Source organism: Nocardia spongicola (assembly GCF_047200775.1).
Taxonomy (GTDB): domain Bacteria; phylum Actinomycetota; class Actinomycetes; order Mycobacteriales; family Mycobacteriaceae; genus Nocardia.
In genome coordinates, this window is record NZ_JBJZOO010000005.1 from 93,921 (window position 1) to 110,686 (window position 16,766).

Here is a 16,766-nt window from a genome sequence, read left to right on the forward strand (position 1 = left end):
GCCACCGGGCTGCGCGCCCAGCTGGTCAGGCCTGCGCTGCGCGCTACGACTACGCCGGACGCCGCTCCTGCGGACAGGAGGTGCCGCGCAAGCGGTTCGGTGACCCCCGACCTACCCGTAGTGCACCGTACGGGCGAGCTGCCGCGGCCGCGGTCCCGCTGCTCAAGCCGCTCGCACCGACCTACCGCGTACGCCCCCTGAGCTCGCCCGGACGACATCAGCGACCGTCTCTCCGGTCAGCTCGGCCAAGCTCAGATATCCGCCGCGCAGGTCGCGGGCTAATTCGGCGGCCAAGCCCAGCCGGATCATGCCGCGTTCACAATCGACCACCATCGAGGTGACCGCGTCCTCGGCGAGCAAAGTCGCGGCGGCACGAGCGCGCGAGACCGGATCGGTGCCGCCGGTGGCCCTGCCGTCGGTCAGCAGCACCAGCAGTGGCCTACGGCGTGGGTCACGCACCCGCTCGCGCCGCACTACTTCACGCGCCTTCAACAAGCCTGCCGCGAGCGGAGTCTTTCCGCCGGTACGCATTCCGGACAATCGGCGCACCGCGATGTCCACCGATGAGGTCGGTGGCAACACGAGCTCGGCCTCCGCACCACGTACGGTGACGACGGCGACCTTGTCCCGGCGCTGATAGGCATCACGCAGCAAGGAGATCACCGCGCCGGTAACGGCGGACAGCCGGTCCCGCGCGGCCATCGAGCCGGACGTATCGACCACGAACAGCACCAGATTGCCTTCCTGGCCCTCGCGATACGCGCCGCGCAGATCCTCCGCGACCAGCCGCAGCGGCCCCTCGGCTCGGCCGCGGGGCCTGGCTGCCGCGGCGAAGAGGGTACCGATCACGTGCAACCCGGAAGAAGTGTCGGTGGTGGAACGTACGACCCGCCCCTGTCGCGACTCGGCGCGCGAACGCCTGCCCGCAGCACCGGCGCCGACACCGGGCACCTCCCAGCGCGGCGGCGTGGCCGCGCCGGAAACCGGTTTCCCGCTGCGCCTTTCGCCGGAGCCACCGCCGCCGGGGCCGTCCGGCGGGGTCGGGTCCTCTTCCGGGCCGTCCGGCGGCGGGTCCGTCGGATCGTCACCGCAGCCGTCGGGTTCCGAACCGGATTGCGCGGACTCCTCGGCCGGAGCAGGGGGTTGCTCGGCATTGCGCGCCTGCTCCGCGGCGTCACGCATCGCATCGTCCAGTTGTTCTTCGCTGATGCCCGGCTCGTCGAACGGATCGCGCCTGCGCCGGTGCGGCAGCGCCAATTCCGCCGCCACCCGCACATCGTTCTCGGTCACCGCGGTGCCGCCACGCCACGCGGCATGCGCGGTCGCGGTGCGGGCGACGACCAGATCCGCCCGCATCCCGTCGACATCGAACGCGGCGCACAGCGCGGCGATCCGCCGTAGCTCCACATCATCGAGCAGCACCTGGCCGACCCGCGCGCGGGCGGCGAGGATTCGCTCGGCCACCTCGCGGTCGGCCTCGGCGTACCGCACGGCGAATCCGGCCGGGTCTGCCTCGTAGTCCAGCCTGCGGCGTACCACCGCCATACGCACGTCCACTTCCCGCGAGGCCGCCACGTCCACGGTCAGCCCGAACCGGTCCAGCAACTGCGGGCGCAGTTCGCCCTCCTCCGGGTTCATGGTGCCGACCAGAACGAAACGTGCGGGATGGGAGTGCGAGACGCCGTCCCGTTCGATGTGCACCCGGCCCATCGCCGCGGCGTCCAGCAATACGTCGACCAGATGGTCGTGCAGCAGGTTCACCTCGTCGACATAGAGCACACCATGGTGTGCGGCGGCGAGCAGACCGGGGCGGAAAGCCTGCTCACCATCGCGCAGCACCCGCTCCAAATCCAGGGAGCCGATAACCCGATCCTCGGTCGCGCCCACCGGCAGCTCGACCAGCCGGGCGGGCCGCGCCCCCGTTTCGTCCACCACCGGCGGTAGCAGCTGAGCCAATGCGCGCACCACGGTCGATTTCGCGGTGCCCTTCTCACCACGCACCAGTACCCCGCCGATACCGGGATGTACCGCGCAGAGAATCAGCGCCAGTTGCAACTGTTGCTGCCCCACAACGGCAGAGAAGGGGAAGCCTGCCTCTCCCTCCGAGCCGATACGCGATCGGCTGTGCTGGTCGGACATCGACACGGTTTCGGCATGGGACACAGACACGCCCCAACTCTAAGCGCGGCACGTCCGAGGGGCCGACAGCACCCTCCGATCCGCGCCACGGCGCGGCGACACCGGGAGCGGATAGGTGGGCACGGAGTCTGCGTTCAGGCCCCGCCTTTACGCATCGGCACGTGTGTGATGCCGTCCTCCTCGAACTGCTCGCCATCGACCTTGAAACCGTGCTTGCGGTACAGATCGACCAGGTAGCTCTGCGCGTTCAAACGCACCGGTGTGGAACCGGCCTCAGCCAGCGCCGCCTGTACCAGCCGGGTGGTGTAGCCGTGCCCGCGCACGGGCTCCGCGGTACACAGCCTGCCGATGCGGAAACTCTTCACACCATCGTGGTGCTCCTCGCACAACCGCAGCGTGGCGATGACCTCGCCCTCGTCGTCGAGCCAGAAATGCCGGGTCTCCGCAAGCAGATCCTTACCATCCAGCTCGGGGTAGGCACATTTCTGCTCGACGACAAAGACTTCGACGCGAAGTTTCAACAGCTGATAGAGCGTGGCGGTGTCGAGATCCTGTGCCCATGACCGTTTGAGTGCAACCGTTGACATCATCGCGTCTTGCTATCACACCCAGCGGTTCGCCGCGACCCCGCCTACCTCAGCGTGTTGCCACCGCCGAGGTTCAGCGCCTTGGTCGTCCAGTCCCACACTTCGTGGAACAGCGCCGAGTTGTCCGAGAGCCGCACCCCCAGCGAGGGCACCATCTCCTTCAGCTTGGGCGTCCACTGGTCGTACTCGGACGGGAAGCAGCGCTGCAGGACGTCGAGCATGGCCGTCACGCATGTCGAGGCTCCTGGAGAAGCACCGAGCAGACCGGCGATGGTGCCGTCCTGCGCGGAGATCACGGCGGTACCGAACTCGAGCACCCCGCCCGCGCCCTTACGGCGGATCACCTGCACGCGCTGGCCCGCGGTGATCAGTTCCCAGTCCCTGGCCTCGGCGCGCGGGATGAACTCCGACAATGTGATCACCTTGCCGGCTTCCGATTTCAGCAGCTCGCTGACCAGGTATTTGGTCAACCCCAGCTCGGTGACGCCGACACCGAGCAGCGAGAAGATATTGTTCGGCCGCACTGATTTGAACAGGTCGGTGTTCTTACCGTCCTTGAGGAATTTCGGCGTCCAGCCCGCGTACGGGCCGAACAGCAGTCCCGGCTTGCCCTGGATCACCCTGGTATCCAAGTGCGGCACCGACATCGGCGGCGCGCCGACCGCGGCCTTGCCGTACACCTTGGCCTCGTGCTGGTCGATCAGCGCCGGATTGACACAGCGGAAGAACTGACCACTTACCGGGAAGCCGCCGAATCCCTTGGCCTCCGCGATATTCGCCTTCTGCAGCAACGGCAACGCGCCGCCACCCGCGCCGACGAATACGAATTTGCTGATCAGCTTGCGGGTTTCCCTGGTACGGACATTACGCACCGTGACAAGCCATGACCCATCGGCCTGCTTGGACAGGTCGCGCACCTCGTGGCCGAAGGCCAGGTCCGCGCCGGAGGCGCCGAGATAAGCCAGCAATTCCCTGGTGAGCGCACCGAAGTCGATATCGGTGCCGCCGTCGGACCAGTTCAACGCGATCGGGTCGGAGAAATCCCTGCCGCGCGCCATCAGCGGCAGCCGCCGGGCGAATTCATCAGGGGTGTCGATGTATTCCATGCCTTCGAACAGCGGGTGCGCGGCCAGGGCCTCATACCGCTTACGCAGGTAGGGCACATTGTCGGCACCGTGCACGAAACTGACGTGCGGTATCGGGTTGATGAAGGCGGACGGATCACCGAGGATGCCGTTCTCCACGGCATAAGACCAGAACTGGCGGGAAACCTGGAAACGCTCATTGATATCGACGGCTTTGGTGATGTCCACCGAGCCGTCGGGGCTCTGCGGGCTGTAGTTCAACTCGCACAGCGCGGAGTGCCCGGTGCCCGCGTTGTTCCACGGGTCACTGCTCTCCGCGGCGGCAGCATCGAGCCGCTCGAACAGGGAGACCGACCAGTCCGGCTGCAGCTGCCGCAGCAGCGCGCCGAGAGTGGCACTCATGATCCCCGCACCGATGAGTACTACATCGGTCTTTTCAGTCATGGCAGCGTTCGGCACGAGTAGATCGACTTCCTTGTCCTTTTGCGCGGGCCCACCGGGCGGATGGACCTGCCTGGGCACGGTGTGTAGTTGCGCTCCGGGTTCGACAGCCGCCGCTCCCGAACAGCATGGCGGGAGTCAGGTTACCCGCTGTTCACCCAGGCCCAATTGTGCCCCTCTTTACCCTGCCGCAACACAACCAGCCCGCCGAATGTGTGGAATGCGACAGAGATCCTCGCCACTCCGCGCAGCGATATGGTCGCGGTCTGCGGGCTCACCAGCGCATCCCATAGATTGGTCGCGTGACGAACGAACAGCCACTTGTCGAGCCGATCCAGGACTCCCCGGATGATGGAGGCTGGCAGCCTGACATCCTCGGCCCGCATTACCAGCAACGCACGATCCCGCTGGGCCCTGATCCCGACGGCGAAGGCGACGTGGTCGCCACACTGGTTCGCTATGTACCCAACGGTGCCGTCGCACACACCGCGGGCGCGGTGCTCTATGTCCACGGATTCACCGATTACTTCTTCCAAGAGCACCTCGCCGAGCACTTCGCTGCGCGCGGGTTCCAGTTCTACGCGCTCGACCTGCGCAAGTGCGGCCGATCCCGACGCAAGGGGCACACCCCGCACTATGTGACAGATCTCGCGCTCTACGACCAGGAACTGAACGAATCGCTGCGGATCATCCGGGCCGAGACCGGCGCTCCGGTGGTACTCAACGGACACTCCACCGGCGGTCTGGTCATGTCGCTGTGGCTGGATCGAGTCAATCGCACCCGGGGAGCGACCGCCGCGGGGATCACCGGGCTGGTGCTCAACAGTCCGTGGTTCGATCTGCAGGGGCCCTCGTTCTACCGGGGCTTAGGAACAGTACTCATCAAGACGATCGGGCGAGTTCGCGGGAAGACCCTGCTGCCCGGCACCAAGATCAGCACATACGGCGACAGCCTCCATCGCTCCTCGGCAGGCGAATGGGACTACAACCTGGACTGGAAACCGTTACACGGCTTCCCGGTCCGGTTCGACTGGCTGAGCGCCATCCGCACGGGACATTTGCAGTTACAAGAAGGTCTGGAGGTCGGGGTGCCTACCCTGATCCTGCGCTCCCGGATCAGCAAGTTCGCCAGGAAATACGGCCCTTCCGTAGCCGTCGCCGACGCGGTGCTCGACGTCAAACAGATCCAGCGCTGGTCGGGCTGTCTGGGCGACCGCACCAATATCGTGCCGATCGACGGCGCCGTGCACGACATATTCCTGTCCGGCCCCGAACCGCGCGCCAAGGCGTTCGCCGAGGTGAACAGCTGGCTGGACTGGCTGGCGGACTACCGGAGGTCACCAGAAGCTGGTGCGTAGCACGATCTCGGTGGCCAGTTCGTGGCCCGCTTCGGCGGCCACATCGGCGACGTCGACCTCGACCACCCGGAATTCGCCGTAGACGAACCGCCCGGAGGTGTCGGCCACCGACCTCGGCAGGTTCTTGGTAACCAGCAATGTGGTCGGCACCTCCACCGGGCCGGTTGTCGCGTCCAGCACCGTACCGTCGGCACCTGGCACGGCTGGATGCCCGTGATCGGCGACGACCAGACTCTGGAACCGGCCGAATCCGCGCGCACAGGCCTGCCAGGCCAGTACCGCACCCGAACCGCATCCGGCGATGTGCACCCACGGCAATCCCAGTTCGTCCAGAATCGCGGTCAGGCGGTCCGGGTCGAGGCCCTCGATCGACTCCAGCGCGAAAGTGCGCAGATCCGAGGTGTGCAGACGAGCGCATACCTGGTCGTAGACGTCCGGCACATCATCCGCCCCGGGCAGCAGCAGCACACTGTGTCGGGACTCCGGTCCATCGATCCGCACGGTCCACGCCTGGTCACCCACCGCGATCTGCCGAGATCTCATGCCGAATCACGCTACACGGATCGCCGGAACCGAGTGGCGGGACACGTGCCCACCCCCGCGAGCGTCCGGATTCCGGCCCGTTCATCCAACTGCTATAGGAGGTGCCGTTTGCTATCGAAGGCGCCGACCCATCTCCTCGTTATCAGAAATAACAATCAGATCACGCCCATGTCCTGTCGAGTTGCCGGACCACCAGCGGGTACGGCATCGGTGGCCAAAGTCGGCAGGTCGGTGGGCGCGCCGGTACTGAGCAAACGCTCCAGCTCCGCGATATCGAGGTGGTCTTCCACCAGATCAGCCAGCAGATCGAGTTGCGCAGAACGCACCGCGTCGACCGAAATATCTTCGGCGACAACGAAACCCGTTCGCCCAGCGGCTACAGCAACCGTACGCAGCCAGCTGCGGCGCAACTGGTCCGACTCCAGCAACCCGTGCAGGTGGGTGCCCCATACCGCACCACGGGCGCTGCCCTCCGGCTCGCCCTCGACAGTGAGCCATGCCGGGTCACCTCGATGCACGACACGACCATGGTGGATCTCATAGCCGTGCACGGTAATCCCCTCGGCACACCCCGCGCTGCGGCGCAGGACCTTGGATTCGGCGAATTCGATTGTCAGATCGAATAATCCGAGTCCTTCGACCTCCCCGACGTCGGACTCGACATGGTCGATAATCCGGGTACCGAGCATCTGGTATCCCCCGCAGATCCCCAGGATCGGCCCGCCCGCGGCGGCACGCGCTCGCAATGCGTCGGCGATCCCGGTACGCCGCAACCAGCGCAGATCCGATACCGTCGCCTTACTGCCCGGCACAACCACCAGATCCGCCCCGGCCAGCCGCGACGGATCGCTCACCCACCGCACCGCGACACCCGGCTCGCAGGCCAGCGCCTCCACATCGGTGGAGTTGGAGATACGCGGCAATCGCACCGCGGCGACGGTCAGCCATTCCGTGCCCACCGGGGGGCTGGGACGACCGACCGGGGCGTCGGCGAGGGTACCGAGCGAGTCCTCCGCGTCGATCCAGAGATCCTCGGCGTAGGGGAGCACTCCCACAGTGGGGCGGCCGGTGAGTTCAGTGAGCCGGTCCAGCCCCGGGCGCAATAACTCGCGCGCGCCACGGAACTTGTTGATCACGAAACCCGAGATCAAGCGCTGATCTTCGGGCTCGAGGATCGCGAGGGTACCGAACAGATGGGCGAGCACGCCGCCGCGATCGATATCACCGACCAGCAGCACCGGTAACCGCGCGGCGCGAGCGAGACCCATATTCGCCAGATCCGTGGCGCGCAGGTTGATCTCGGCGGGCGAACCGGCACCCTCGCAGATCACCACATCGAACTCGGCGCGCAGTGCGGCGAGCTCGGCGGCGACGACGGCGCGCAACTCCCGCCGATGCCGGATATAGTCCGCGGCGCCGACAGTCCCGACCGCTCGCCCCCGCACCACCAACTGTGAGCGCCGATCACTGCCCGGCTTGAGCAGTACCGGGTTGAACCGCACACTCGGTTCGAGGCCGCAGGCCCGCGCCTGCAGGGCCTGCGCCCTGCCGATCTCCCCGCCGTCGAGGGTGACTACAGAGTTATTGGACATGTTCTGCGCCTTGAACGGCGCGACGCGCACACCACGCCTGGCCAGCATCCGGCAGATTCCGGCCACCACAACGCTCTTTCCCGCATCCGAGGTGGTTCCCGCGACCAACAGCGCGCCCTTCATCGCAGGCGGGCCCAGGCTCCGGGCGAAGGTATCCGGGCGACCGAGGCACCGGTCACGGCAGCGTCAGGATCTCGGCCCCCGATTCGGTGACCACCAGTGTGTGCTCGAACTGCGCGGTCCATGCGCGGTCTTTGGTGACCACAGTCCAGCCATCGTCCCAGATCTCGTAGTCGATACCGCCGAGGTTGATCATCGGTTCGATGGTGAATGTCATCCCCGGTTCCAGGATGGACTGCACCGCGGGCTGGTCGTAGTGCAAGATGACCAGGCCACTGTGGAATGTGGGGCCGACACCGTGCCCGGTGAAGTCGCGCACCACGCCATAACCGAAACGGTTGGCGAAGGATTCGATCACCCGGCCGATCACATTGAGCGCCCGGCCCGGCCGGACCGCCTTGATGGCCCGGTTGGTGGCTTCTTCGGTCCGCTCCACGAGCAGCCGTACCTGCTCGTCGACCGCTCCGGCGAGGAAGGTCTTGTTGGTGTCACCGTGCACACCGTGGATATAGGCGGTGACATCGATATTGACGATGTCACCGTCCTGGATCACCGTGGAATCCGGGATGCCGTGACAGATCACCTCGTTCAGAGAGGTACAGCAGGATTTCGGAAATCCCTTGTAACCGAGAGTCGACGGATACGCGCCGTGGTCGCACATGTACTCGTGCGCGATGCGGTCCAGTTCGTCGGTGGTGACACCGGGCGCGACCGCTTTACCGGCCTCTGCCAATGCCTGCGCGGCGATCTTGCCCGCGATCCGCATCTTCTCGATCGTCTCCGCGCTCTGTACCCAGGGCTCATTCCCCTCGTTGGCGGTCTTCTTCCATGCGTACTCCGGACGCTCGATAGCGCGCGGAACTTCACGAATGGGTGACAGTGTGCCGGGAACGAGCGGCTTACGAGTACGGACAGACATAGCAAACAGCGTAATGGGACGACCGGACCGGCGCGGAGACCGGCCGGAATCCCACTACCCGGCTATGGCCCGATCACGGTATCCGGTAAGCCGACCACAGCACACTGCCGCGCAGGCCAGGCGCCACCCCGCTTATCCGCACCCCGCCATCCGCACAACACTGCCGCGCGCCGAGCAGGATTCCACAGGGTATTCGCCGACATGGTGCCCGCACCACAACTGTTCGAAGACGCCACGAGGGGCGACTCGGTACTCGGGGATCGCCACACGGATAACTGCGACCGCGTAGCGGCAGCACTAACGCCGAGAGAGGGTCATTACCGCAATACGGTCATTGCTCGGGCAACCGACGACGGCCACCGGCCACATCGATAACCAGATCGGTATATCCGTCCACGAGTTCGGCCAGCTGATACCAATATTTATGGGTATTGTCGCTGCGCGCGCCTTCGTCGTGGATGACCTGATTCGCATGCACCCAACTGCTCGCCATCCGGTCGACCACTGCGCCGAGGCTTTCGGTATGTAGTGAAGCCCCTTGTCGATGCTGCGGCAGTTCCTGTGCGACCCACTCATTGATTTCATCGATGAGTTCACCGCGTCGACAGTCTATTTCGGCAATCATCGCGATATCTCGCACTTGCGCGCGATGCTGATGCAGTACGGCGAGAGTATGCGCGGACCGTAGTAGTTCCCGATCTTGGAAACGACGGCCCTGGAAGGCGCACAATAATTGCGGTGCTGTCGGCAGCATGCCGACTGTCGGCGCGCTCACCGCCCCGCCTCTGGTTTACCCGACACCAACGCTCTTTGTACCAACATAATTGGCTCTCGATTCGGTTATCCCGGTCATCGGATCGGTTGTCACACCTAGGCTAACTGGATAATGTGCGGCCCGATGGCAGAACGCAAGATTGCGTCCGCATTTCTGCTGTCAAGCTCCCCTGATGACATGAGGGCCCCAGAGCATACCTGCCGCAATCGATTACGGCTCCACTACCGACCCCGACAGTAGCGGGACATCATCGCCGAGCACTGCACAGTAGGCTCGACTCCGGATCACCACTACCGCGATTACCTATACATCAGCGAATTGCATTGTGGGATAAGGATGTTCAACGAGATGCCGAGTTGCCTTCCCACAGCGCACTCCGAAAGTACCGGCACATCACCCGATTCCCACACCACGCCCCGACACGATCGGAGTGCAGCCATCGAACCGGGATCACCTATCCCGATCGGCCCATACCGCCGGAGCCCTGACCGCACACAAGATGACCACCTTCGAACGCACGCGACCACCACAGCGCACTCCCATCCCCTGGCGCGGCCGGTTCATCAGAAACAGCACCGACGTCCTCATCCGCAGGCACTCCGGACAATCCCGGCGCATACCCCCGCACGAAAGGACAGGGCGATGCCGCCCCCCGACGCCGCCGAGCGCATATCGCGCAGCACATCCGCGAGACCTGGATGCCGATCACCGCAGAGCCACTCACCACCGAGAAGCGACACAGCAAGACATAAGTGACATAAATCATAAGAATCAATGAATGGCTATGATTCCGCAGCCTATGCGCCCTCCCGAACCGCCGCGGACATCCGCCTGGTCACCGAGGCGAGCTACCAGCAGGCTCCCACGGAGCGACCCCCCGGGTTCGCTACCGCACACCAACGGAATAACCCCGAACCGGGCATAGCGGCCATTGGCGGCAAATATCGGACATTCAGGGACCAGAACCCGAAGCGACGGTCATCGATAATCCTGGGACCACGTCTGGAGACACGACGACAATACCGGCGACCGCACCGGGGTAACCGACACCGAAACCATTGCCGCAGCGCCTTTCACCATTTCTCCACGGGTCGCTCACGGTCGTGGGAACGGCCCAGCCACCGCGCATCGGCGATCATGCGGCAATACGATCGTCCGCGACCCGCTACCGCGCCTGCCCGCTACCGCAGGAACGGTAGTGTTCGGCCGAACCGCGCATAACTCCTCCGGCGGTAGCGACCGTGCGAATCCGGCACGAAACGCACCGGGCATAAACTGGTGTCTACCGCAGGACCGTAGCCACCAGACGCAGAGCAGGGCCATGACTGGTTTGGACCCGTTCACAACGCAGCAGAATCGGCCTCCAGGGATCGAGCAGGAGCTGGAGGGCGAGGGACTCGACAACCCTGAGGTGATCGGCAAGGGCGGGTTCGGGGTGGTCTACCGCTGTCGGCAGCGCGCGCTGAATCGCAGCGTCGCGGTCAAGGTCCTCACCGCACGACCGGATCTGGAACCGGAGAATGTCGAGCGGTTCCTGCGGGAACAGCAGGCGATGGGCGCATTGTCCGGACACCCGAACATCGTGCCGATCCTCCAGGTGGGCACCACCTGGAGCGGGCGCCCGTACTTGGTGATGCCTTATCACTCGCGCGGTTCCCTGGACAACCGTATCCGCCGAGAGGGCTTCCTGCCGGTACCCGAGGCGATCAGCATCATCATCAAACTGGCGGGCGCCCTGGAGACCGCCCACCGAGCCGGTATCCTGCATCGCGATATCAAACCGGGCAATGTCCTGATCACCGACTATGGCGAGCCACAACTGTCCGACTTCGGGATCGCTCGTATCGAAGGCGGTTTCGAAACCACTACCGGTGTGGTTACCGGTTCCCCCGCCTTCACCGCACCCGAAGTGCTGCGCTCCGGCATTCCGTCGGTGGCTTCCGATGTGTACGGCCTCGGCGCGACCCTGTTCGCCATGATCACCGGGCACGCGGCATATGAACGCCGCTCCGGCGAGCAGATCGTCGCCCAGTTTCTCAGGATCTCCGCCGACCCACTCCCCGATCTGCGATCCGACGGTATCCCCGACGAGGTATGCGCCGCCATCGAGGCCAGTATGTCGCGCAATCCGGCGGACCGTCCGCCCTCGGCCGCCGCGTTCGGAGAGTTGTTACGCGATATCCAGCGCCACAACGGTATGCCGATCGAGAGTATGACTCTGCCCGCCGTCGATCACCGAGCGCTTCCCGGCCTCGACGCACACCCTCCGGCCCCCACCGCGCAATCTCCCTCGACCCGCCTCAGAACACCGCAGGCACCCGAAACGAAATTCCGCCCAGCGATGTCCACCCGGCCCCTGGTGCAGCGTGATCGGCTGCTCGACGTCCTACATGCCGAGCCACGGCCGCGGCTCGCGGTCATCCATGCTCCTGCCGGATTCGGCAAGAGCACGCTGGCCGCACAATGGGCCAAGCATCTCACCGAAACCGATGGCGTCACTGTGGCCTGGATGAACGCCGATCCCGACGACAGCAATATCGTCTGGTTACTCACCCACCTGATCGAGGCGTTCAACCGGGCCGATCCCACGCTGGTACCCGACCTCGCGCCCATGCTCGAAGAAGGCGATGCCGCTGCCGCGCGTTATGTGCTCACCACGCTGATCAACACCATCCACGAACGCCGCGAACGGTTCGCCCTCGTCATCGACGACTGGGACCGGATCTCCGGCCCCGCAGCCGTCACCGCCTTGAATTTCCTGGTAGAACAGGGCTGCCACTACCTGCAGATCATCGTGACCAGCCGCTCCCTGGAGAGTTTGCCCCTCGGCACCATGCGGGTTCGCCATGAGATCGTCGAAATCGATGCCGCCGCATTGCGTTTCGATGCGGAAGAGGCACGTTCGTTTCTCGCGGCACAAAGCGGTCTCGTCCTGGACGAAGAGGAGAGCATCGAGCTGCGGGACAGTACCGAAGGCTGGGCCGCCGCATTGCAGCTGGCATCGCTGTCCCTGCGCGAACACCGCGATCCGGCAAAGCTGATCGCCCACCTGTCCGGGCGTCATCACACCATCGCCGAGTACTTGGCCGAGAATGTGCTCGATACCGTCGAGCCGGAGCTCCTCGACATCATGCTCAAAACCTCACTTCCCGAACGGATCTCCGGCAGCCTGACCACCGCGCTGACCGGCATGCCCTACGGGCAGACGCTGCTGGAGAATCTCGAACGCCGCAATCTTTTCCTGCGCCGGACCGATGACAGCGGCGAATGGTTCCACTATCACCATCTGTTCGCCGAGTTCCTCCGGCAACGCCTCGAACGCGATCACCCCGAACAGGTTCCCGAACTCCACCGCGCCGCCGCCATCTGGTTCGCCGATCACGGAATGCTCAGCGAGGCCATCGATCACGCACTGGCCTGCGAGGACAGCGAAATGGCTGTTGATCTGGTCGAAGCACGGGCCAGGGAACTGGTGCAAGATGCCCAGCTCGCGACTTTTCTCGGGTTGGTCGCCAAACTGCCACCGACGATTGCTCGCGCACGCCCGCGACTGCAGATCGCGGTCGCCTGGGCGAACGCCCTGCTGCGGCAACCCACCGAACTACACGCCGCGCTGCGGATGGCCCGGGCATCACTCGACAAGTCCACGACGGCAGGCGCCGATCTCGCGGTGGAGGCCGACCTCATCGAAGGGGTGGAGCGGGTGTTCGCCGATCGCTTGGAAGACGTGGACACCGTGGTCGCCGAATGCCTGGAGCGAGCAGACACCCTAGGACCATGGTCGCTGTGCACGGCCGCCAATCTCGCCTCGTTCGCCGCGATATGCCGGTTCGATTATGACAAAGCACGCGAATGGCACGATTGGGCTATCCCCTATCACCGGGAGACCCGCAGCTCGTTCATTCTGATGTACAGCCACAGCATGGCCGGCATCGCAGCCAGGGAAGAGCTCGATATCCCCGCCGCGGAGCACAGCTTCCGCAACGCGGTGCAGATCGCCACCCCCGCGTCGGGCCCGAAAACCTATGCCGCCCGTTTGGCGGGCGCTCTGCTCGGTGAGTTGCTCTACGAACGCGACTATCTCCCCGTAGCCGAACAACTGCTGAACGAGGCCGGGCAGCTCGGCACCGAGGGCGGCCCCGTCTCGTTCCTGATGGCAAGTTACGCCACTGCTGCTCGGCTGGAGGCCCTGCGCGGTGATCTCGAAGCCGCCACCCGGCGCCTGGAAGAAGGCGCCGAGACCGCGCGCGCCCTGAAACTGCCGCGGCTGGCCGCCCGGATAGCCAATGAACAGATTCGGCTCGGTCTCACCCCCACCTATCTCACCGAGTCCCCGGTCGGGGAAAGCGGTGTCGCGATAATGACCGCGGAGTTGCGCGCGGATTCCACGATCCGGTTGCTCTTACGCTCCGACACCGCGACGCAGATCGCCACCGCCATCACCCGCGCCGAGCAACTGCGTGATTCCATCGATGCCGCTCGCCGCCCGCGCAGCGCAGCGCAGGCGCAGGTGCTGCTCGCATCCTGCCTCGCGGCAGCAGAGCAGACCGACGCCGCGAAGGACACCCTCGTACCGGTATTGGCCACCTACGCCGATGTCGGCCTCATCCGCCCGCTACTCGACGAAGGCCCGCGGATCACCACGCTGTTGAGCTCGCTCGACGACGACAATCAGAAGGGGCGCTGGAAAGAGAACTGGCCGATCGTCCCATCCGTTTTTCTGCGTCGGATACTCGACAGTTGAGCGAGATACCGCACGGGGTCGAACTGTACGGCCGACACGACAACCGCGTACGCTCATGCGCCGCGGATCACGGCACAGGCTGCGGTCCGCAGGTGGTGCCGACACCCGGAATGTGCAACACCCACCGCCCTTTACCGTCGGCCTTCGCGCGATAGAGGCCGGTGTCGGCGGCGTCGAGCAGCGACTCGGCATCAGCCCCCGCGACCGGGGTGAGCACCGCGCCGATGCTGACGGACATACGTAGTCGCCGGTCACCGATGATGATCGGCTCGATCAGCGACTCGAGCAAGCTATCGGCCACAGTGGCCACCTGATGGTCGCTCGCAGGTGGCGGAATCAGCGCGACGAACTCGTCACCGCCGATCCGGGCGATCAGGCAACTGGAGTCGCGCACGCTGTCTCGCAGACGAGCGGCGACCGCGGTGAGGATCTGGTCGCCTGTCCCGTGTCCGTAGCAATCGTTGACATGTTTGAAGCGATCGATGTCGACGAAACACAGCCCCGCGCGGTCGCCGTGGTCGGCGCAGGCGATCATCGTGTCGATCCGTTCGATGAGATGCCTGCGGTTCGGTAGCCCGGTGAGCGGATCATGTCGGGCCTGCCGGTGCAGTTCTTCCCGCATCCGGTGCTGCTCGGTGACATCTTCACCGATCGCGAGCAGATAGTCGCTGTGCCCGGCGGCGCCTTTGACGAAGGTGATCGCGAAGGCTGCCCATCCATAGCTGTGGTCCGCACGAAGAATACGCTGTTCCAGCTTCACCGTGCCCGCTCCGGCAGGGACCAGCTTCTCGTACACCAACGTGCGGATGGCGTCTCTGTCATTGGGGTGAGCGAAGTCGTAGACCGATATTCCCCGGAGTGTTTCGACCGGGACCCCGATCATCTCGGCCAGTCCGCGATTGGCATCCAGCAGCGTTCCATCGGTATCACCGATACCGATCGCGATCGCGGCATTGTCGAAGACGACGCGGAAATGTTCACTCCCGGCTGGGCTGACCTCGTACGTCGCTCGGTTCACCTGGCCCGCTGCTCGGTTCACCTGGCATACAGCTTCCGGCTGCCGCTCACCGTCGGCGTAAAGCCGCGTTTCGTATCCTTGGCCGACCGCGGCGAGTAGTGCCGCGAGCCGCCTGCCCGTGCGCGGGTCCGCACTGCGTTCAGCCAACCAGTACAGCACTTGCGCGGATGCGCTGAGCACAGTCGGACCGACCACACCCATGGAGACCAGCCCGGCACCAACCCGCGCACCGACGCTCGCGTCGAATACTTCGGCTTCCAGGCCGAGCACCAGATCCTCGAGCAGACCGAGGAGCACGACTTCAGGATCGGAGACGGACACCGAATCGACGATGAGCGTCCGCAACGTGCGCCACCACGCGTCGGCAAGGGCGACGAGCTCGATCTGTTCCACGCAACCCCCTCACCGTTCAAGCCGGAGATATCCCCCCGGAGGCATCGTATCCACACATGCCTCGGAACGTCGAGTACTTCCGCTCGGAAGGATCTCAGGGGCAAGTGCCCAGCGATCGGTCGCCGACTGTCCTCGATCGTTCGCCGCAGGGCGGGACTACCTTCACTCCGCGGCCACGACACCACCGTGCATAGTCAACAGCAGGTGGTCGAAGCGGGCACGCTGGGCGGCCGGAGCTCCGTCCATAGCGAGAATCTCGGTGACCAATTTCTGCGCCAACGCGCGCAACTTGATGTTGGTTTCTTGAGAACGCCATTGCAGTACCCGGAACGCCTGTTCGGCCTTGATGCCGTAGACGACCATGAGCACCCCTTTGGCCTGTTCGATCACCGCACGTGACTCGATCAGCTCGGGCAGGGTGCCATCGAGGATCTCCTGCCGATTCTCTTCGAGAGTGTCGGACACATCGACGAAGTAGCCGGTCACACCGAGCAGCACGCCCTGCTCACCGAGCATGCGGTCGGCGACAACGATGATGTGATGTACCCGCCCGGCCGTATCGATGATGCGATGGCGAGCGCAGAACGGCTCGCCGGTACACATGGCGGCGGCGACCTGGGTTACCAACGTACGGTCGTCCGGATGTCTGTGCTCCAGCAGCAACTCGGTGCTCGGCTGCGCGCCCCTGGCGTAGCCGTAGATCGCGGCGGCTTCGTCCGACCATTCCCATCGCTGATCTGTCGACCAGAAACGGAAGCGACCCACTCGCTGCGGCGTGCCCGCCAGGACGCCATCGACCGCGGTGGCGCTCATCGACGCGAGGTAATCGGTCCCGGTCACACGATCATTATCTATCGCCACCCAGGCACGGCAGCCAGGAACACGACTCTATGCCAAACCGTAGCAAACTTTTAGCAACACTGAATAGATCCACTCCAGGCTGCTGATTCCGTTTTCATGCGCAAAAAATTCACTATAGCTACCCAATAGCAATGGACGATGCCGGAACGTGGCACAGCCGCCGCCCCGAGCCCGGATCCGACACCTCCGCA

Annotated in this window: 12 protein-coding genes; 2 read left to right on the forward strand and 10 right to left on the reverse strand. The window is 64.9% G+C overall.

Going from position 1 to position 16,766, the window contains the following annotated elements:
* Positions 1 to 162 precede the first annotated feature (162 nt).
* From ACL02S_RS12605 to ACL02S_RS12620, 4 genes are all read right to left on the reverse strand, one after another.
* Positions 163 to 2,139 carry a VWA domain-containing protein gene (locus tag ACL02S_RS12605; protein WP_412802786.1) on the reverse strand — a complete coding sequence of 659 codons (1,977 nt, stop codon included), beginning with the start codon at positions 2,137 to 2,139 and terminating at the stop codon, positions 163 to 165.
* Positions 2,140 to 2,273: 134 nt separating this feature from the next.
* Positions 2,274 to 2,729, reverse strand: coding sequence for a GNAT family N-acetyltransferase (locus ACL02S_RS12610; RefSeq protein ID WP_412802566.1), 456 nt, complete (start codon positions 2,727 to 2,729; stop codon positions 2,274 to 2,276).
* 41 nt (positions 2,730 to 2,770) lie between these two features.
* Positions 2,771 to 4,255: a malate dehydrogenase (quinone) gene (gene mqo, locus ACL02S_RS12615; RefSeq protein WP_412802567.1), complete on the reverse strand. Its 1,485-nt coding sequence runs from the start codon at positions 4,253 to 4,255 to the stop codon at positions 2,771 to 2,773.
* Positions 4,256 to 4,395: 140 nt separating this feature from the next.
* Positions 4,396 to 4,530 carry a hypothetical protein gene (locus ACL02S_RS12620; protein WP_412802568.1) on the reverse strand — a complete coding sequence of 45 codons (135 nt, stop codon included), beginning with the start codon at positions 4,528 to 4,530 and terminating at the stop codon, positions 4,396 to 4,398.
* Positions 4,531 to 4,554: 24 nt separating this feature from the next.
* Between ACL02S_RS12620 and ACL02S_RS12625 the strand changes: the two genes are divergently transcribed.
* Positions 4,555 to 5,610: an alpha/beta hydrolase gene (locus ACL02S_RS12625; protein ID WP_412802569.1), complete on the forward strand. Its 1,056-nt coding sequence runs from the start codon at positions 4,555 to 4,557 to the stop codon at positions 5,608 to 5,610.
* Here ACL02S_RS12625 and ACL02S_RS12630 read toward each other — a convergent pair.
* The 4 genes from ACL02S_RS12630 to ACL02S_RS12645 form a co-directional block, all read right to left on the reverse strand.
* Entirely contained in the window at positions 5,590 to 6,153 is a 564-nt protein-coding gene (locus ACL02S_RS12630; RefSeq protein ID WP_412802570.1) for an alpha/beta hydrolase, read from the reverse strand. The two genes, ACL02S_RS12625 and ACL02S_RS12630, sit on opposite strands and share 21 nt — an antisense overlap.
* Positions 6,154 to 6,308: 155 nt before the next feature.
* Positions 6,309 to 7,868, reverse strand: a complete 1,560-nt coding sequence (locus tag ACL02S_RS12635) for a cobyric acid synthase (protein ID WP_412802571.1) — start codon at positions 7,866 to 7,868, stop codon at positions 6,309 to 6,311.
* A 52-nt stretch (positions 7,869 to 7,920) separates the two neighbouring features.
* On the reverse strand, positions 7,921 to 8,784 hold the full coding sequence (map, locus tag ACL02S_RS12640; RefSeq protein ID WP_412802572.1) for a type I methionyl aminopeptidase: 864 nt from the start codon (positions 8,782 to 8,784) through the stop codon (positions 7,921 to 7,923).
* A gap of 331 nt (positions 8,785 to 9,115) precedes the next feature.
* Entirely contained in the window at positions 9,116 to 9,559 is a 444-nt protein-coding gene (locus ACL02S_RS12645) for a DUF4254 domain-containing protein (protein ID WP_412802573.1), read from the reverse strand.
* Between the two features lie 1,321 nt (positions 9,560 to 10,880).
* Between ACL02S_RS12645 and ACL02S_RS12650 the strand changes: the two genes are divergently transcribed.
* The gene (locus ACL02S_RS12650) at positions 10,881 to 14,303 is read left to right on the forward strand and encodes a protein kinase domain-containing protein (RefSeq protein WP_412802574.1); all 3,423 of its coding nucleotides are present in this window, start codon (positions 10,881 to 10,883) and stop codon (positions 14,301 to 14,303) included.
* Between the two features lie 67 nt (positions 14,304 to 14,370).
* Here ACL02S_RS12650 and ACL02S_RS12655 read toward each other — a convergent pair whose 3' ends face one another.
* Together ACL02S_RS12655 and ACL02S_RS12660 are read right to left on the reverse strand one after the other, a co-directional pair.
* A complete protein-coding gene (locus tag ACL02S_RS12655) occupies positions 14,371 to 15,714 on the reverse strand; it encodes a diguanylate cyclase domain-containing protein (protein WP_412802575.1) in 1,344 nt (447 codons plus the stop codon).
* Between the two features lie 162 nt (positions 15,715 to 15,876).
* Positions 15,877 to 16,527 (reverse strand): PAS and ANTAR domain-containing protein, encoded by a 651-nt coding sequence (locus ACL02S_RS12660; protein WP_412802787.1) that lies wholly within the window; start codon positions 16,525 to 16,527, stop codon positions 15,877 to 15,879.
* Positions 16,528 to 16,766 lie beyond the last annotated feature (239 nt).